Origin of the sequence: Nostoc sp. (assembly GCF_036917515.1) — a bacterium.
GTDB lineage: Bacteria > Cyanobacteriota > Cyanobacteriia > Cyanobacteriales > Nostocaceae > Nostoc.
This window is the reverse complement of the sequence record NZ_JBALDE010000187.1, coordinates 1-18,367: the sequence shown is the minus strand read 5'-3', so window position 1 is coordinate 18,367 and position 18,367 is coordinate 1. Positions and strand designations below refer to the sequence as shown.

General features: G+C 44.0%; 15 protein-coding genes and 1 pseudogene. 12 read left to right on the top strand and 4 right to left on the bottom strand.

Annotation, left to right across the window (positions count from 1 at the left end):
- Positions 1-23: 23 nt before the first annotated feature.
- The 3 genes and pseudogenes from V7K89_RS24955 to V7K89_RS36065 form a co-directional block, all read right to left on the bottom strand.
- Complete coding sequence (locus V7K89_RS24955; RefSeq protein WP_335191947.1) at positions 24-293, bottom strand: hypothetical protein; 270 nt, start codon at positions 291-293, stop codon at positions 24-26.
- 436 nt (positions 294-729) lie between these two features.
- Entirely contained in the window at positions 730-2,025 is a 1,296-nt protein-coding gene (locus V7K89_RS24950; protein WP_335191945.1) for a TonB-dependent siderophore receptor, read from the bottom strand.
- Positions 2,026-2,296: 271 nt separating this feature from the next.
- Positions 2,297-2,608, bottom strand: a pseudogene (locus tag V7K89_RS36065) (IS982 family transposase); the annotation flags it as partial.
- Between the two features lie 66 nt (positions 2,609-2,674).
- Here V7K89_RS36065 and V7K89_RS24945 point away from each other — a divergent pair.
- From V7K89_RS24945 to V7K89_RS24915, 7 genes are all read left to right on the top strand, one after another.
- Positions 2,675-3,013, top strand: coding sequence for a hypothetical protein (locus V7K89_RS24945; RefSeq protein ID WP_335191943.1), 339 nt, complete (start codon positions 2,675-2,677; stop codon positions 3,011-3,013).
- A gap of 55 nt (positions 3,014-3,068) precedes the next feature.
- On the top strand, positions 3,069-3,785 hold the full coding sequence (locus V7K89_RS24940) for a hypothetical protein (RefSeq protein ID WP_335191941.1): 717 nt from the start codon (positions 3,069-3,071) through the stop codon (positions 3,783-3,785).
- 77 nt (positions 3,786-3,862) lie between these two features.
- Positions 3,863-4,285: a hypothetical protein gene (locus tag V7K89_RS24935; RefSeq protein WP_335191939.1), complete on the top strand. Its 423-nt coding sequence runs from the start codon at positions 3,863-3,865 to the stop codon at positions 4,283-4,285.
- Positions 4,286-4,351: 66 nt separating this feature from the next.
- Positions 4,352-5,144 (top strand): IS5 family transposase gene (locus tag V7K89_RS24930; RefSeq protein ID WP_442941757.1). Its coding sequence is split into 2 segments (ribosomal slippage): positions 4,352-4,689 and positions 4,688-5,144, totalling 795 coding nucleotides; the frame shifts between segments, so codons are not numbered across the junction.
- The gene (locus tag V7K89_RS24925; protein ID WP_335191937.1) at positions 5,137-5,409 is read left to right on the top strand and encodes a hypothetical protein; all 273 of its coding nucleotides are present in this window, start codon (positions 5,137-5,139) and stop codon (positions 5,407-5,409) included. The genes V7K89_RS24930 and V7K89_RS24925 overlap by 8 nt, the downstream gene beginning before the upstream one ends.
- Before the next feature lie 627 nt (positions 5,410-6,036).
- Positions 6,037-8,229 (top strand): aminodeoxychorismate synthase, encoded by a 2,193-nt coding sequence (gene pabB, locus V7K89_RS24920; RefSeq protein ID WP_335191935.1) that lies wholly within the window; start codon positions 6,037-6,039, stop codon positions 8,227-8,229.
- Between the two features lie 575 nt (positions 8,230-8,804).
- Positions 8,805-10,592 (top strand): iron uptake porin, encoded by a 1,788-nt coding sequence (locus V7K89_RS24915; RefSeq protein ID WP_335191933.1) that lies wholly within the window; start codon positions 8,805-8,807, stop codon positions 10,590-10,592.
- Between the two features lie 225 nt (positions 10,593-10,817).
- Here the strand turns inward: V7K89_RS24915 and V7K89_RS24910 are convergent, their stop codons facing one another.
- Complete coding sequence (locus V7K89_RS24910; RefSeq protein ID WP_335191931.1) at positions 10,818-11,723, bottom strand: LysR family transcriptional regulator; 906 nt, start codon at positions 11,721-11,723, stop codon at positions 10,818-10,820.
- A 421-nt stretch (positions 11,724-12,144) separates the two neighbouring features.
- Between V7K89_RS24910 and V7K89_RS24905 the strand changes: the two genes are divergently transcribed.
- From V7K89_RS24905 to V7K89_RS24885, 5 genes are all read left to right on the top strand, one after another.
- A complete protein-coding gene (locus V7K89_RS24905) occupies positions 12,145-12,633 on the top strand; it encodes a nuclear transport factor 2 family protein (protein WP_334956727.1) in 489 nt (162 codons plus the stop codon).
- Positions 12,634-12,793: 160 nt separating this feature from the next.
- Positions 12,794-14,107, top strand: coding sequence for a hypothetical protein (locus V7K89_RS24900; RefSeq protein WP_335191929.1), 1,314 nt, complete (start codon positions 12,794-12,796; stop codon positions 14,105-14,107).
- A gap of 172 nt (positions 14,108-14,279) precedes the next feature.
- Positions 14,280-15,224, top strand: a complete 945-nt coding sequence (locus V7K89_RS24895) for an NADP-dependent oxidoreductase (protein ID WP_335191927.1) — start codon at positions 14,280-14,282, stop codon at positions 15,222-15,224.
- Between the two features lie 457 nt (positions 15,225-15,681).
- Positions 15,682-17,202 carry an aldehyde dehydrogenase family protein gene (locus V7K89_RS24890; RefSeq protein ID WP_335191925.1) on the top strand — a complete coding sequence of 507 codons (1,521 nt, stop codon included), beginning with the start codon at positions 15,682-15,684 and terminating at the stop codon, positions 17,200-17,202.
- Between the two features lie 97 nt (positions 17,203-17,299).
- Positions 17,300-17,767, top strand: coding sequence for a nuclear transport factor 2 family protein (locus V7K89_RS24885; protein ID WP_335191923.1), 468 nt, complete (start codon positions 17,300-17,302; stop codon positions 17,765-17,767).
- The last annotated feature ends 600 nt before the right edge of the window (positions 17,768-18,367 follow it).

The window sequence follows — 18,367 nt, the reverse complement described above, 5'->3', positions numbered from 1 at the left end:
TCGCCTGTCCCATACCAAGACCTTCACTGTTCAATAGCTTTAAAATCTGTACCACTTATCCTGCATGGCTTAGAGCTTTTCTTAGTGCCATTCCCTTCAGCACGTCTTTCCACAGCTAAGTTGATGCGGTGATGATACCACATCATATCTTGATACAAATCTTGAAAATTGCAGACTTCGAGACCAAATTGTGTTCTATAAGTTTTGACATTGGGTTGGAATAGTTTGCCCCAAGCCTCAAAGCTCAAACCCCATGTTGGATCTTGTTGTTTACGTCGTTTGGCTTCTCCCATAGATATGACTCCTAGTGAGATAGTGGAATGGCGCGATCGCCCCTATTGCTTTCAAGTTTTAAAAGCATTTTTTCCTGTGAATTTAATACCAAGACATAAAGGGCTTAATAAGAGATATGCTTTCTTGTAGCTGTATAATCGTACTTTCTACACGCCCTATCACACTTTATTCTATACGTGTCTTCTACTGTAACGTGTATAAAAATTTAGCCAGGATATACGTTTTTTATACCATTGTTTGTACGAATCTCCTTTTCAATCTAACAGTGCAATCGCCTATCCGCTTGCCGTAGGCTAGTACAACAAGACAAATTTTAAATATTTTTACACAGCTTCTTGCTTCAAACTAAAGGCGATCACTCTAATCATAGGTAGAGTCAAAACTTAGTTACGCAGAGTTTTGAAAGTTATGGTAGATATTTCTACTAAATAAAAGTCAAAACTCAAACGAAATCGTTCCCAACACAGTCAACGGTGCTTGAGGGAAGAGGAAGTAACCACTCGTGTCGTAATATTTGAGATCGAAGATATTCTTGAAGTTGAGCGCCGCCCGCCAATTATCACGTTTGTAGGAGATTGCGGCATCAGTTCTCAAATAAGAAGCAACAGTAAACGGATCGCTCTGGTTGGCAATGCGATCTCCCACATAAAATATCCCCGCACCAAACTTTAATCCTTGCAAGTCACCCTTTTGAATTTCATAGGTTGTCCATAAAGAAGCACCGTGGTAAGCAGAATTTTCCAGTCTGGTTCCTACTGGAATGGTGTTATCCTTGCTAACAAACGCATCATTCAAATACCCAGAAGCAATAATCTTCCAACCGGGTAAAATTTCTCCTGCTATATCTAGTTCAATCCCTCGACTTTTGATTTCTCCGACTGCGATTGAGAACTCGATATTGTCGGGATCTGTGGTGGGTATATTTGTTTTGGTAATGTCATAGGCAGCTAGTGTTGCCAAAAGCCGTCGGTCAAAAAGCTCAGATTTTATACCAACTTCGTACTGTGTACTGCGAGATGGTTCGAGTGTTTCCCCACTAGCGGCTCTAGAATTGTTGGGAACAAAAGAAGTGCTATAACTGGCATAAAGCGAAATTGGCTCTATCGGTTGATAGACTAATCCTACACGCGGTGAAAAGGCACCATCGTTAAACTCAGATTTAGTAGTGCTTCCACCTTCTGGTGTTCTACTGTTGTTGCTATCAACAAAATCGTATCTGCCACCAACTAGTAACTTTAGATTAGGTAGTAGAGTTACCTGGTCTTGCAAATAAATACCCAGTGTATCGGTTCTCGTAACGTAGTAATTATTGAGTGTGCGGTTCGTAGGACGAGCGCCGTAGACAGGATTGAAAATATCAATTGAGGCAAGATCACTGATAAACACAGGATCAATATCTGTGCTGCGACTCAACTCCAAACCCAGCAGGAGTTGATGGGCAATTGAACGTGTATTGAACTTACCAATCAAATCAGTTTGCCAAGAGTAGTCTTCATTGCGGCGATTGCTATCTTCTTGTACGCCCCGCTCAAAAGTACGACCATCTGCTTCAAGATCACCGTAGCTAGCAAAGTTAGTATTGAGAAACGACGAGCGCACGAAAAGACCGCTTCGCACTTGTAAACTATCACTGAAGCGATGATCCAGTGTCAAAGTTCCGCTGTTATAGTCCACATCAAAAACACTGTTTGGCTCTCCCACGTTCCGACTGATCGGCAGAGTCAGGAACACAGGGTTATTCGGTGGAAAGCCGCGATCGCATCAATTCCCGTTCTCCAGCTGTATCCGGTTCCAACTTCAAAGCCATTAATTCTAGACATTTGGTTTACAAGTAAATTTCTTTAATTAACCTAAGTTGCGGGTTATCAAATTCTACAGCTGTCACATCTGCTAATTCATGCGATCGCATACGATAAGTTTACGATTGCGCTAGGTGCAACCGTGAGTTCAACTTAACTACAAGTACAAGTATTAAATCAGCTTACAGTATTAAAATTGACTTTTACTGAAATACTTGTTCAAGAGTAAATGCAAAAATAAATACTTCAAGTTTCAGTAAAAAACTTTCAGAAGTTACTGCATGAATGGATTTAGGAAAAACACGGGTGATACTGCTAAACACGGTTTCAATTCTTAGCCGAGTATGTTGTTTAATATATTGATTCCAGGGGAGATATTGACGCTTGTAATTCTTCTTTTGCATTACTTTAAAAGAGATTTGGCTAGATTATTGTAAGTCATCTTAAATCATATAATTGCTATAAGCTGAATCAGCATAAACTTCGCTATCAGGTGGTAAATTTAACGGCAAAGCGATGACTCTGGACGCTTAATTAAAAAGATTGTCGCACTTGAAGTGATATTGGCAACGCCAGGGGAAATGGTCGCTGATGACCAGGGGCGAGAATTTGTTCCACCGCCCTCTATGGTCGTGGAACGCGATAAATCCGAACGGGAGCGATTAGCCATTTGCACTGACTGGAGCAATCATTCTACCGCGTGGTTGATGCGTCATCGGCTGGGACTCAGGGCAGTCTTGATGGATCTGATGGCTGGGGTTGAGATTAAAGGAGACGAGGCGATGATTCAAGTTTTGGCTGACTTCTCAAAACGCAATGCATCTCACGTTAAAGGCATTCTTATATCTGACCATCCCACTATCGGATTCTGCTTTATGGATTTTGGGACAGTATCTTTCACAACTGGGTTTGTCCACTGAGTCACGGCGACCACTTGAAGATGGGCAGAGGGTTCAGTATTATCGGCTGAATCCTTTGGATGTCGAGTTTGTCCAGAAGGTACTGGATTATTGGCAGAGGCAACGGGAGGACAGGGAAAGAAAATGCCAAGATGAACAAGAATTTCAGGCGGCTTATGCTGCTAGGATGCAAGCTCAGTATGGAATTGAAATTACGCAGAGGGGCAGAAAAGCCGAGGCGCAGAGGGGAAAATTAGTACAAGTATCTCCTCTGCACCCATGCACCCCTGCTCCCATGCCTTCTTCATCGCTGTCCACACCCCCAAAACATGAAGATGGAAGTAATAATCGCTTGGGTATGGACATAGAGGCAGAACTCAGTGATTCTTGGTGGGAGCGGGTTAAATATTACGCTCGGCTGGCGATTGAGCGGGTGGAATGCGGGGTTGATGCTGTTAAAGAATTGCTCAGTACCCTAACGATTGATGAGCGTTGCGGTGTGATGCTGGAGTTTGAGGATGCAAGCCCTCCACCACCTTTGCACTTGCTCTTTCCTTGGACAAAAGAGATATTATACTTATTGAAACTCCTCATTTTCCTCATGGATGGGAGGGTTGTCTATTCTATCAGCCACAAAAGGAGATCCTTTTTTGTTCCGATCTTGCCGCTCATCCTGGTCAGTTCGAGTCGCCTGTTACTGATAAGGATCTTACAGAATCTATCATTAAGTTTCAGCAAAAAGTCGGATTTATATCTGAAGGGAAAAGCTTTACTCGAGGGATTGAGGCAATAGACTCTGACATCCATATTTACAGGTGCAACATGTGAGGCACGGGAACTAATGATATAGATACACTTGATTTTATTCACATGTATCTCAATGATGAGAATCAAATTAGTCCCAATGACTTAAATAATTTTTATATTCTTACTAATTTTCGACCCGTTATTACTAACAAAAACTGGAGAATGGATTGTGGAGTCGCTGGATATGATAATCAGCTAGGTTTACCACCTTTTTTTCCAACTCAACTCAGGTTTGAGGATTATATTTACAGGATTTGGATACAGCAAGAAGGGATTACAGCTGCATACGTTGATGCTGTCCAAAACCATATTAGAAATAACTATATGTGTAATACTTTAGCTAGCGAACTATTTAATGAAGAAATATGTAACTTGCTGAAAAAGAAGATTAAAAACAGTGTTTATCAACTCGACAATTTAGGAATCAAGTTTGATTACTCTGGCGAAGTCACTTTACAAGATTCTGAGAGGATGTCTGAGAAGTAAGAAAGCTCACATAACGGTATCCTGTCAGTAGAAAAAATACTTAAGTATGACAGCGTTATGAGAGCTATGAATCCATCGTACCCAAGTAATCTGACTTTAGAACAGTGGGAAATACTATCAGGACTAATTCCTAAGCCAAAAAGTGGTGGTCGAAAACGTAGTGTCGAGATGCAGGCGATCGTTAACGCAATCCTATATATCTTATGTGCGGGTTGCGCGTGGCGAATGCTCCCGAACGATTTTCCCAAGTGGAAAACTGTGTACCATTATTTCCGACAGTGGCGTCAGGACGCGACATGGCAACAAATTCATGAGCGATTGCGCTTATGGGTGCGCGTAAGCCAAAATCGAGAACCATCTCCATCTGAGGCAATTATGGACAGTCAATCGGTTGAGACTGCCAACTTTGGTCTCTAAGCAAGTCGGCTATGACTCAGGTAAAAAAATTAAAGGACGTAAGCGGCATATATTTATTGATACCTTAGGCTTACTTATCGTTGTTGTGATTACGGCCGCAAACGTCAGCGAACAAGCAGGAGCAAAAAAGGTTTTATCAAAACTTCATCAAGTACGCGCTCGCATGGGTAGATTGATTCAGATTTGGGTTGATGGTGGCTATCGTGGTCAAGATTTTACGCACTGGGTAATGGATGTTTATCGTTGGCTGTGGAGCGTTGTTACACGCTCTGAAGAACATAAGGGTTTTGTTGTTATGCCAAAGCGTTGGCTGGTTGAGAGAACTTTTGGTTGGTTCAATTGGTGTCGCAGACTAAGTAAGGACTATGAGATTTTACCTGAAACGACAGAGGCTTTTATTTATGTTGCAATGATTCGTTTAATGTTAAAACAGCTTGCGTAGTCCAAATTACTTCCTCAAAACTTTTCAGACATCCTCTGAGGAAATCCTAGAAAAAATCTCTGCTATTCACAGGCAGGTAGTCAAAGCCTCAATCTCTACTCAGAATGAAAAACGCAATCAGTCACTTCAGTTATTTGCTGAGAATTTATCGAGAGTCTTCTATGGATTTGAACCAGACTTTTTTCAGCAAAATGTTTCCATAATTATTGATGATGTTATTAGCCAATTTCACGCCTCTCTAGAAATATGGCCAACTCTAGTATAAATCTGTTATTTTTACAAAGATAAAAAAGATTTACCACAAATCAGGGTTAAAAACAAAAAAGTAAAGTCTAGATATGGGACAAAATCTACCGATATTCTGGTATAATTTAAACTTTCGTAAATAAGCTATCTATAATAATTTACGATTCTTTATCCAGGTAAATCTTCTTATTACACTGTTTCAGAAATTCGTGACCAATTGAGGGTTTGAGTTTAAACGCAGAGCAGCCCAAAGTTTGTTTAAATCCATTCGTGACAAACTTAGGCAAAGCTGTACTTATACATATTCTTTCAAGACTTAGGGACTTGCAAATAAAAAAATATCCCAAATTTATTGTAATATAGGTGTCCTTACCCATCTAATATTCAGGATGAGTAGGACTTTGACGTGAGCGTTGAGTCAAATACTGTCACCCTCCAAGATTAGATAATTTATTTCTTGGAAATACCTTATGCTAGGATACTTTACAGGCAGTCAGAACAAGCTTAACCAAAATCAAGAACTGTGAAGTGTATGACAACATAACTTATTAACAAAGATAGAACCAAAAATTTAAAGCAGCAGATAAATTATCTAGGTGCTATTCTAATTGCCAAAATGTTCTATACAGTCGTTAATTAAGTATGTATGCAAACATTAATTATTGATAATTATGACTCTTATACCTTTAATCTTTACCAGATGATTGCCGAGGTAAATGGTAAACTACCTCTAGTAATTTATAACGATCGCCTTAACTGGGATGAATTGAAAGAAATTGCATTTGACAACATTGTGATTTCACCTGGGCCAGGTCGTCCAGAAAGGTCAGAAGATTTTGGAGTCTGCCGACAGATAATTGAGAATGCGGATGTGCCCTTGCTGGGAGTCTGTCTGGGGCATCAAGGACTTGGCTACCTACATGGTGCAAGAGTGATTCATGCACCGGAAGTTCGACACGGTAGACTCAGTAAAATTTATCATAATAATTCGGAATTATTTCAAGGTATTCCTAGTAATTTTTCTGTGGTGCGCTATCACTCGTTGTTAGTTGCCAATGAACTACCTGAGTGTTTAGAAAAAATTGCTTGGACTGAAGAAGGACTGGTGATGGGATTGCGTCATTGCCATCTACCTTTTTGGGGCGTGCAGTTTCATCCAGAGTCTATTTGTACAGAATATGGGCAAAGATTAATAGCAAACTTTCGAGATATTACGCTGAAATTTACAGAGAAATCGTCAAGGAGGCAGAAGGCAAAAGGTAGGAGGGGGACACACCCACAAAAGCAATATTGGATTGGATATGGATCTATTAATCCTGTTATGGATCGACCCCGTCAAGAACAGGAAGAGAAGTTTGAATTGTATACACGCAAATTAGATATCTGCCCAAGTACAGAACAAATATTTGTACAGCTATTTGGGGATGCAGCAAACACTTTTTGGTTAGATAGCAGCCGTGTAGAACTTGGTCTATCTCGCTTCTCCTTTATGGGTGATAGCAGCGGAGCAAACAGTTTATTAGTGCGATACCATACCCCAACTCAAGAACTGATTATCACACAGTCAAATACCGTGATTCATCGCACCGAAAGTATATTTGAGTATTTGAAGCGGGAAATAAATTGCCGATTTTGTCAATCTGACGAGTTACCTTTTAATTTTAACTGCGGATTTGTTGGCTATTTTGGCTATGAACTCAAGGCGGAGTGTGGATCGTCATTGGTGCATTCTTCACCATTACCCGATGCAATTTTCTTACTTGCCGATCGCATGATTGTGATCGATCATCAAGAACAGTGTGTTTATTTACTGCAATTAATCAAAAAAGGACAAACAGAACAAGTAGAAACTTGGTTTGATACTATCCAACAACAACTCGAAAATCTAGATCCTCTTTTTTCTCTTGTACCCCAAGAAAATTGTCAGCCTGTTAAGTTCCGTTTAAGTCGCACTTACCAAAATTATATCCAAGATATTCAGCAATGCTTGGACGAAATTCACGAAGGGGAAACTTATCAAGTTTGCCTGACAAATCAACTGCACACCGATGCCACCCCCGATCCATTGACCTTCTACCGCACATTACGTAAAATCAATCCGGCTCCTTATTCTGCATTTTTGCGCTTTGGTGAAATTGCGATCGCCTGCTCATCTCCAGAAAGGTTTCTACGGATCGATCACCAAGGATACGTAGAAACTAAGCCGATTAAAGGAACTTTAGCAAGAGGAGAAACTCCCGAAGCCGATTTTGTCCTCCGTGAGAAGCTACGCAACAGCGAAAAAGACCAAGCTGAAAATCTGATGATTGTCGATCTGTTACGCAATGATTTGGGACGAGTCTGTAAAGTTGGTAGCATCCATGTACCAAAATTAATGGATGTAGAAACATACTCAACAGTACATCAGTTGGTGACAACGGTACGCGGGCAGTTACGTTCAGATTTACAAGCGGTGGATTGCGTGCGGGCTGCATTTCCCGGAGGATCGATGACTGGTGCGCCCAAAATCCGCACCATGCAAATTATTGATCGCTTGGAACAAGAGGCGCGGGGAGTCTATTCAGGTGCGATCGGCTTTTTGGGTTTGAATGGTTCAGCCGATTTGAATATTGTGATTCGGACTGCTGTTTTGACTCCCGATCAAACCTCCATTGGTATTGGTGGTGGGATTATAGCGCTTTCTGAGCCGGAGATGGAGTTTCAGGAAACGCTGCTTAAAGCCAAAGCCTTAATCGACGCTCTGCTTTTGACGATACACGGAACATTTGAACTAGAGATGTATCCCATTTTGGGATTAGAAGCAACAACTGCCAATAGTTATGAAAAATTATCTGCCTAAATCAAAGACTTAAAAAAGGATGGAGATGTGTTTGGGGTGGCTATCCTGAAACAAAACTGGCTACTATTAAAGACTCTTGAAACTAACATTTATATCCAAATTACCTTGGGTTAAGGATTTTTGGTATTGATTTTTAACCTATAAAGACGATAATTTTTGTGTCTATACCAATAATTTTGGGCTTCACCGACGGTACTGACATTCCGCAGGTTGGAAGTTCAAAATAATTAATAATCAATAATTACTAATTTATAATCACAACTCCATACATAAATGCACTTTCTTGATTAAGGAATAAATTGAAATATAAAAATGAGCCAGCAAAAACTAGGGTTAAAAACAAGAAGCTAAAGTCCATATATAGCACAAAATCGCGTAAAACTCGCTTATCAACCCAACCTTCGACAAAGAAGCCATCTGCAAAACTTTACGATTCTTTATTTAGAAAAATTTTCTTAGATATATAGCTTAGGTAACAGCAATCTGATAAAATTTCCCACAAGTAGAATAATCACTTGTTCTCTTTTTCTTGAACCAACTGACTTTTGGTTATTTTTTGGGAAGGGAAAATAAAAATGTCTCATCTATTGTGGAAAACTCTGGTACTAAGTCCAGTAGTTTTGGGAGTGACGGTGTTGGTTTCCGCTAGGGCTATGGCTGCTGAAGTAGCAAGTTATTCTGAAAATATCAAGCCAAAAGCAGTTGCTCAGACAGAAGCACGAATAGCTGCTAATGCTTCAATATTCATTCAAACAGAGCAACCAAAAGTTAATCAGCAATTGGTTGCCCAAAAGACTGATGAAAATAATAAGGTTTTAGAAGAGGTTAATCGCTACACCAACGAAGCCAAAAATCAGAATTCACTGTCTCAAGTCACATCAGTTTCTCAATTTTCTGATGTACAGCCGACTGATTGGGCATTCCAAGCTTTGCAATCCTTGGTTGAACGCTACGGTTGTATTGCAGGATACCCAAATTCTACTTACCGTGGTAATCGGGCACTGACTCGTTATGAGTTTGCCGCAGGTTTGAATGCTTGTTTAGATCGAGTTAATGAACTGATTGCAACAGCAACTGCTGACTTGGTGACAAAACAGGATTTGGCGACTCTCCAGCGTTTGCAAGAGGAATTCTCAGCAGAACTGGCAACTTTACGCGGTCGAGTAGATTCTCTAGAAGCACGGACTGCTGAACTAGAAGCCAATCAGTTTTCCACTACCACAAAATTGGTAGGTGAAGTTATTTTTGCCGTTAGTGATATTTTTGGCAATAATACTGGCGATGCGAATAATACTGTCTTCTCAGATCGGGTACGTTTAGACTTGCAAACCAGTTTCACGGGTAAAGACCTTTTACACACCCGTCTTGCAGCCGGTAATGCTCTATCCTTTACACAAGTAGGGAATGATGGTGTTGGGATCAATACTTCTGAAGGTATACAAACATTTCAACTCGGCAGTACTGGTAACAACGGTGTAATTATAGACTGGCTGGCGTATTACGTACCTATAGGCCCAGTTCAAGTTTACTTTGCGGGCACCGGAGGTATTCATAGCGATTATGTACCCACCAACAACCCTTACTTTGAGGACTTTGATGGTGGTAATGGTGCTTTATCTACCTTTGCCTCTGAAAGTCCGATTTATCGCATTGGTGGTGGTGCAGGTGCAGCACTGACTTTACCCTTAGGCGGCGGTAGCAGTTTTTTCAAACCCTCATTGACTATAGGTTATTTGGCGTCAAACGCTGCTAATTCCGTGGCAAATCAAGGTTTATTGGATGGTAACTATGCAGCTTTGGGACAATTGAACTTTAGTGTTGGCGATCGCTTCTCTATAGGTGCTACCTACGTTCACGGTTATCATGGTGCTGGAAGTGGTAATTTATTCGATCTAGGTGGTGGTTTGGGTAGTACTATCCGCGTTGTAGGTACTAGTCAAGCTAATACTCTAAATGCCCTAAACGCATCTTCCAGTAACTCTTATGGGATATCGGCAGCTTTCAAACCCAGCGATAAACTGTCAGTCAGTGGCTTCATTTCTTACCACGATGTTACAGGCTTTGGTGCTGGTGATGATTATGAAGCTTGGAGTTACGGTCTTGGGGTAGCTTTACCTGACCTTGGTAAAAAGGGTAACGTTTTAGGTATTTTTGCTGGTGCAGAACCTTATGCCCGTAACCGAGGAGGAGTTTTTGCTGGTACTGGTAATGATATACCTTATCACTTTGAAGGCTTTTACAAGTATCGCGTGTCAGATAACGTCTCAATCACCCCTGGTGTAATTTGGTTGACCTCTCCTGGCCAAAACAGCAATAACGATGATGCAATTATCGGTACGCTGAGAACAACTTTCACCTTCTAAAGTTTTAGTTACCCTGAATAAGGACTACAGCTTTTAATGCCCGTATAGCAGTAATGGCATAGGTCAGGCGCTCGCCGGCAGAGCAGAGGGGAATGATGTACGGTTATCCAAAAAGTTTTTGTAGATAGAAAAAGCTTACTCGTTCATGAAATACTTTCAGAGACGAGCAAGCCAACACTATAATCACTACTGTGACACTACGAGTACAAATCCTCAAGGACAAATTTAATCAAAGCTCTCGGTGATGCCAGAAAAATGCTCAGCTAGAAAGTCTACGAAAGTCCTTATTTTGGGTGATAGGTATCGCTGATTCGTATAGACAGCATAAAGAAATGAGGTTGCCAACGTGTAGTCCAGCTTCAACACCTCCAATCGTTGGCTGGTAAGATCATCTTCAATCAACCACTTTGGCAAAACCGCCAACCCCATACCGGCTAGGGTTGCCTGATACAGCATGGTAGTGTTGTTGGAGCGGATCGAGACTGGCAGTTTGACTGTCTGTTGCCCGTTAGAATCCTCAAAGAGTATCTCATCGGCAAACTGCGAGTAGTAATAGCTGATGCTTACATGCTTCGACAGTTCGTTAGGAGTTTTTGGGTATCCATTTCTTTGCAAATAGTCAGTTGAGCCAACCAACATGAGTTGAATTGGGCAAATGCGTCGCGTGAGCAGTGAAGAACTGGGTTCCTCAGGCGTGACACGTAACGCCAAGTCAAATCCTTCTTCCACCAAGTCTACCAACCGATCATTCAAATTCAGATCTAGCAAAACGTCTGGATAGCGAGAGCGGTACTTCGCCAAGGCTTTAGTGAATAACGGGTTAGCAAACCAAACTGGGGCGCTGATCTTGAGTACGCCACGCGCGACGACGGCTGATTGCCTCACCGTTGCCTCTACCATTTCCAATTTATCAAGCATTTCCCGGCATTGCTCATAATAGACCCTTCCGGCCTCGGTTAGGCTTAAGTGTCGGCTGGTTCGATTCAACAAACGTGCGCCAAGGTTTCGTTCCAAGTGCATCACATGCTTGCTGGTCATGGCTGTGGATAAGTTGAGCCGTTCAGCGGCTGCCACAAAACTTCCTGATTCCACCACCTGAAGCAATACTTTCATGCTCGTTAAGGTGTCCATCGTAGTTCTAAAGTTTCCTAAGAAGAAAGATAGCATCAACAAAATGATACTTGTTCAACGATGAGAAATAAATGTAATTTGAGGAAGACGGCAGCATCAACTAGTACTCTGCCAAGCCAAAATTACTGGGTGGAGGCAGGCACAGGAGCAGGGAAGCAGGGGAGCAGAGGAGAGGTTTGAAAAATTCTTTCTCCTGTGTACCTGGAGCCCCTCTGCTCGCTACCATGCAAAGTTTGTGTGGCGCACCACTAGCTAGACAAGTAAATAGCGGTGACTGAACCAACAAAGGGTGGTATTCTATATTTTTGCCCTTCGCCTGAAGAATTTATGCATTGGACGTTTCAGGAGTCTTAACAACAAATCTAGAACACGATCAACTCATCGACCGCCCACAAGAATTTCAGCGTAGAGGAGAATTTCAATGTCTCAGAACAACGAACTCACAGCGATCGACCGCTTTACCATCTTCGAGCAGTTGAATATGCATCAGCGATGTATCGACAAGGGTTGGGGGCGCGAGCAGGCCGACCTCTATAACCGCCTTTACTGGCCGGAGGGCAAATTCCACGTCTACGACCTACGTACTTCAACCTTCGAGGGTTTTGAGGGCATGAAGCAGATGTTCGACTACGCACACAGCGTCTTCCCGATGGACAAGTGGTTCCACTCTATGGGCGCATTTGAAATTTCCGGCTCGGGTGACAGGGCCGAAGCGCACTGGCGATGGTTCGTGTACTGGAAGGCTGAACACGTCGGAATCGTTTCGACTGGCACCTACGACGACATCTTTGAACGTCGCGATGGCGTCTGGAAGTGTCTGGAGCGCACCTCCAAGAGCGATCCCAACTGGCCGGTAGACTTGTTCCAGCCCTTCATTGATCGCGCAGACATCACCTTCAAGGCGTCCTGATAGTGAGACTTTTGTAAGTATAGGTGGAGCTTCGCGAAAGCCGTCTACATATCGCTCATGGAAATGCGCGTCAATTGTTTTCACTCTAACTAAAGCCTCAACACCAAGTAAACCGTTGTATTGTGAGTGAGGTAAATCCAACCACTGATGGGAGTCGTTTATGGCAGATAGCACAGTTGGGACTCATGTAGTCGTTGAGGACGCAGCTTCTCTGGCTGAAGCGGTTCAACGTACACATGTTGTAATCGAGGTGGCTGGTCGCCTTCATGACTTAGAGAAATTTACACTTCTTGAAGGCTCAAGTTTGGTGGGTACAACTTCTGAGGCAGAATTGGTCTTCAAGCCAGATTCAGACGGGGTAGCGCTCACGGCAAATAACACCCTCCAGAACCTAACCCTGCGATCGCATCCGAGCCGATTAACGCTCAGTCTGGAACCGACAACGACTACCCTTGGACAACTCAAGTTGCAGCATCTCGTCGTCTACGGTCGGCTGCACTTGGAATCCAGTATTGTGATGACCGCTGACCTTATGCTCACTGACGTTCAAGTGTATGACGGCGACAGTACCTCAGCGCTGCATCGTCCAGCCGGTTACGGCGTAGAGGTCGTTCCGGGTTCCCTAACGATCTACAACCGCTCTACCGATCCCCAAAGTCGCTGGACACTGCGTGCCGAAAACCTGTCAGGGGGAACACGAGATGTGCCGTTGAGGGGTAGCGGCATCTTTATTTTTGGCGGCATGACTGTTCCCGCAAACGCTGATCCTCAAAGTGGACCAGCGCCCAGTTCTCCTGGTGGCATGATTGACCTGAAATTATTGACCACAGGCGAAATCCATACTAATGGCAATATCCCCGCTGGTACTGGCAATCTGATCTCAGGCGGGGTGTTCGTTGGCTCAGGCGTGAAGGCTCAACAAGTGATCAATAACAGTCCTGTAACAACCTACGGGACAAATGACATGGTGTTGGATAACTGGGGCAATGTCCGTCTTTGGCTTGCTCGGCAGTCTATCATATCTCATGGAACTAGTGGAATCGGATTCGTAAATTTCGGAGATTTGCAGACTCTGATTGTGCAAGGCGACCTGGCGACCTATGGCGAAGGGGCGCGGGGGTTCAATCTATACGACGGAACCTTGGCTTATGCAGAATTCAAAAGCATTACGACTCATGGCAATGGCTCGATCGGGATACAGACTAGTAAACCATTTGGCAATATCCTCGTGCTTGGGGACGTGATCACAAAAGGTGGTAGGGGTAACAGTTTGGTGCGTGGCGTGGTCGTACAGCTTGACGCGCACGCCCTGAGTCTCAAACCGGGCACAAGTGGAAAAGAGATCATTGTACTGGGTCGAGTCGAGGCTCAAAGAGAGGAAATTACCTCATTGGATTTCGCTGCTCCAGCCAGCACAGTTGAATTCATTGCGATCGCTGGTCAGCAGTATGTCGATGGATCGTCAACAGAGTAGGAATTGTAATTACCTAGTAGGTAAGTAAGGGTTTAACGCTGAAACAGCGCGATCGCAGTTCGCAGTTCAGCATTCCAAGCGACTACAAATCTTTTACTTGGTAATATTCAAAATTTCAATCGCCAGTGATTGATCAAATGCCGATCCATTCTATAAAAAGGAGTACGTCACAATGGCAACGATGAAAGCAATCCGAATTCATGCTTACGGCGGGGCTGAAAACCTCAAGTACGACGAAGTACCCCGTCCTGAACCGCAAGCAGGGCAAGTCCTCATTCAAGTGTATGCAGCAGGCGTAAACCCAATCGATTGGAAGATTCGTGAAGGGTTTTTCCAACAAGTCTATGATTATTCGCTGCCCGTGATTGCTGGCGCTGATGTGGCTGGTGTTGTTGCAAGTGTGGGCGATGGTGTCACCACACTGCAACCAGGACAAGCAGTTTATGGAACAGCAGACATGGCGCTTTCAGGAGCCTATGCCGAGTATGCAGTGGGCTATGCAGACGCGATCGCCCCGAAGCCGAAAACGCTCGACTATATTCACGCAGCTTCTATCCCAATCGCGGCAATCACCGCATGGCAAGCATTGTTTGATGGCGCAAATCTCCAGCCAGAGCAGAGCGTGCTGATTCATGGTGGCGCGGGTGGAGTGGGTCGCTATGCAATTCAGTTTGCCAAGTGGAAGAGGGCACAAGTCATTGCAACGGCATCGGCAGCGAACCTTGATGATCTGAGAAACCTGGGTGCCGATCAAGCGATCGACTATGCGAGTCAACCGTTTGAACAGCAGGTAAAAGATGTAGATGTGGTGCTTGATTTGGTTGGTGGAGAAACGCAAGCGCGATCGTGGCAAATCATTCGTCCCGGTGGCGTTTTAGTTTCGACACTTGGTGTGCCTGAATCAGACATTCCGCAGGGCATTAAAGCGGTTCCTGTTTTCGCCAATCTCAGAGCAAATTCCCAGCTCCAGCAGATTGCTCAATTGATTGATGACGGACAGATCAAAGCGTCTATTGAGCAAGTTTTTGAACTGGCAGAAGCCGCTAAAGCACAGGAAGTTAGCCAGCACGGACATCCACGCGGCAAGCTGGTTTTGCAAGTAGTTCATCCAGCTTGAGGCAGGCTTTTGTAAAACTTTGGTTCATCAAACTTTTTTCCTGTAAGGGCGAAGCATTCAGGCAAGAATCTCTATTTCGATGGGTTATTAACCAAATGCTTCGTCTCTACGCAGAGTGTATCTTAGATCTGATTCGTAAAGAAAATCTTAAGGGTACTCAACTCATTACTAGGTCTGAGTTTCAGCGAATAAGTGCTTTATTGGCTTAAATTCCTGAAACCAATACTAGACAAGTACTTTACTTTAGTTTACAAATTAGCTCTTAAGCAGAGTTCATTAACGAAATCTTTGGAGTTATTGCTTAAAAAATGCGAACGAGATCCGTTCGTTTATCACTTGAAAATTTCTGCAACACAACCAATCAAGGCTGAAGATTACCCCCTAATCAAACAAGAGTACGTTGAGCTTCGACTATGAGTAGAAACTTAGTTATGCACAAAAGTAAGGAGCGGCTATTATGGCAGTAACGACAAATAAGAAATCCTCAGCACCAAATATTGAACCAGGAACACCCGCACTGAACTGGATTGATGGCGAGTGGATTGATTCAAAAAAGTATACTGATAGCATTGATCCAGCTACAGGCAAGGTGATTGGAACTTATGCAGATGGTGGGCGTGACGAGGCAGTTCAGGGGGTTAATGCTGCGGTGCGGGCATTCCGAGAATTAGACTGGAAGGAAAATCGTGCACTTCGTGCGCGAGTGCTGAATCAAATTGCCGATCGCTTTGAAGCCCGAAGAGATGAACTGATCGTGATTCTCTCGCTTGAAAACGGCAAAGTCCATGATGAAGCAGCGTTTGAAGTCGATATGATTCCCAGCAAATTTCGATACTGGGCATCGGTTGTGCTGACCGATTATGGACGGGCGATGGAAGTCCAACCCGGACACCTTTCGGTTGTGACTCGATCTCCAATCGGAGTTGCTGGAATCGTCGCACCGTTTAACTCGCCGCTTGTCCTGACTGTGCGTTCTCTGGCACCTGCTCTTGCTGCTGGTGTTACAACTGTTATTAAATTGCCGGGTAATACAGCACAGATCAACTATCTGTTTAGTAAAACCCTCGCTGAAGCTGCCGATTTACCGAAGGGCGTGATTAATGTCTTTAGTGAAAGCAGAGGCAGAGGCGGATCATCTTTTCTGATGGAGTCAAAGGATGTCCGAGTGATTAGCTTTACAGGAAGCACAAAGACAGGGATAGCAATTTCCGCAACCGGGGCGGCGACGCTCAAGCTGTTTCAGACCGAACTTGGTGGTAAGACGCCGATGATTATCTTCGAGGATGCCGATCTGGAGGCGGCTGCACCAAAAGTTGAGAAGGCACTTACGACCTTCGCAGGTCAGTTCTGCATGACAGGTTCCCGGCTGTTGGTGCAGCGTGCTGTTGCCGATCGGTTTCGCACGCTGATCACCCAGCGACTAGAGAACGTTAAGACAGGACCTGCGTCTGATCCGTCCAGTGATATGGGACCTCTCATTGATAAGCCGAACGTCGCTCGTGTTGACAAGATGGTGGAGGAGGCGATCGCAGCGGGCGCTAAGGTGCTTGTACGCGGCGGCCCAATTGTTGAAGGTCCACTCGCCAGCGGTGCATTTTACCGTCCGACTCTGCTGGAAGTCACCGATCCGAAAATGACGATCGTTCAGGAAGAGGTCTTCGGTCCAGTCCTGACGATGCAGATATTCGAGACTGAGGCAGAAGCGGTGCAGCTGGCAAACGATAGCGAGTATGGCTTGGCTGCGAGCATTTGGACTCGCGATGTTGACCGCCCATTGCGCGTCGCCCGCGAGATAGATGCAGGCACGATCTGGATCAACGATTGGGCGGTCATTTGGGACGAGTTTGAGGAAGGCGGATTCAAGCGCAGCGGCAACGGCAGGCTGAATGGTCTGACGGCGATCGATGAATTCCTGGAGTACAAACATATCGCTTTCAACTCAGAAGTGATCCCCAGTGTTGGCGTTTCTGCCCAATAGTTGAGCTTGGATCTAAATCTTGAGTCCTTGTTAAATAAGCCTCACAACCATCAAACCCGACTATCGGGTTCGCATAAGCAATCTTATAGGAACACGTATGTCTAGTACACCTGTAGAAATCGTTCAAGCCCTTCTCAAAGACCCCACCAACCCTGAGGTCGTCAACCGACTCGTCTCCCCCGATGCCATCTACGTATCGCTCAGCTACAATAATTCCGACCTGAAAAAGCTCATGCCTTGGGCAGGCACGCACAAAGATGGCCAGGCCGCCATCCTCAAAACTTTCCAGGATGTCAACACCTTTTGGACTATCGAGGAGTTCGATATCCAGCAGATATTTGGCGAGGGTGAGAACGTCGCTGTCTTTGGCAGCTTCACCGTCCATTCGGTGATACTCGATAAAACGTTCATCTCTCCCTTCTCCATCCTGGCGAAGGTAAAGAATAGCTTAGTCACCTATATGCAGTACATGGAGGACACTTTTGGCACAGGTTCGACCTTCCGATCGGGTGGTACCTGGACATTTCAGAGCAACCCAGACGGCAGCGAAGTATCAGTGCCGTAGCAAGGTGTCCCAGGTGAATGGCACGCTTGAAAAGCCGAAAAGCCTGTGGTTTAAACAGTCTGCAATTGAAGAGCGTAATGCGTGCCTGGGTTTGGTCACAAAAGGGTAAGCTTTGGGACGGCGTTTGGTGACTCGTAGTTCGTTATTTTTAGCTCAAATATTGCTTGTCTAATTGCAGACTCTGGTAATAGCTCTTTAAAAAGTAATCCCAGAGATGAATTAAATTATCAAGTGAGAATTTGTACTCATAGTATCACAGTAGTGTTTCTGGTTTTGGCTATTCGTCTTAAAAAAGTATTTCACGGACGAGTAAGCTTTTTCTACCTCCAAAAATTTTTGGACAACCCTACATTACAAGGTACTCGTCATCATTTAAATAACTTTATTCCCAAATTGTTAGCTACTTCTTCAATAAAACGCCAGCAAATTTATCACCATTTTACAATACCCTTGCCAAAAGAAGAGCCTCAAAAAATTTTTGCAAAAATGGCAAAATCACCCAGACCCGAATGGCACTAAGAAAAACCGAAACACTTGTGGGTTAAGCAGTTTGCAATTGCTTGCGTAATTCGTGGCGGGGTTTGGTCATTAAGGGGTAAG

What these genes read in the sequence shown, in the direction of transcription:
- V7K89_RS24890 (WP_335191925.1), top strand. Translation starts at nt 15,682, where the DNA reads ATGGCAGTAACGACAAATAAGAAATCCTCAGCACCAAATATTGAACCA.
- V7K89_RS24955 (WP_335191947.1), bottom strand. Translation starts at nt 293, where the DNA reads ATGGGAGAAGCCAAACGACGTAAACAACAAGATCCAACATGGGGTTTG.
- V7K89_RS24945 (WP_335191943.1), top strand. Translation starts at nt 2,675, where the DNA reads ATGGTCGCTGATGACCAGGGGCGAGAATTTGTTCCACCGCCCTCTATG.
- V7K89_RS24900 (WP_335191929.1), top strand. Translation starts at nt 12,794, where the DNA reads ATGGCAGATAGCACAGTTGGGACTCATGTAGTCGTTGAGGACGCAGCT.
- V7K89_RS24910 (WP_335191931.1), bottom strand. Translation starts at nt 11,723, where the DNA reads ATGGACACCTTAACGAGCATGAAAGTATTGCTTCAGGTGGTGGAATCA.
- pabB (WP_335191935.1), top strand. Translation starts at nt 6,037, where the DNA reads ATGCAAACATTAATTATTGATAATTATGACTCTTATACCTTTAATCTT.
- V7K89_RS24935 (WP_335191939.1), top strand. Translation starts at nt 3,863, where the DNA reads ATGTATCTCAATGATGAGAATCAAATTAGTCCCAATGACTTAAATAAT.
- V7K89_RS24885 (WP_335191923.1), top strand. Translation starts at nt 17,300, where the DNA reads ATGTCTAGTACACCTGTAGAAATCGTTCAAGCCCTTCTCAAAGACCCC.
- V7K89_RS24905 (WP_334956727.1), top strand. Translation starts at nt 12,145, where the DNA reads ATGTCTCAGAACAACGAACTCACAGCGATCGACCGCTTTACCATCTTC.
- V7K89_RS24895 (WP_335191927.1), top strand. Translation starts at nt 14,280, where the DNA reads ATGGCAACGATGAAAGCAATCCGAATTCATGCTTACGGCGGGGCTGAA.
- V7K89_RS24915 (WP_335191933.1), top strand. Translation starts at nt 8,805, where the DNA reads ATGTCTCATCTATTGTGGAAAACTCTGGTACTAAGTCCAGTAGTTTTG.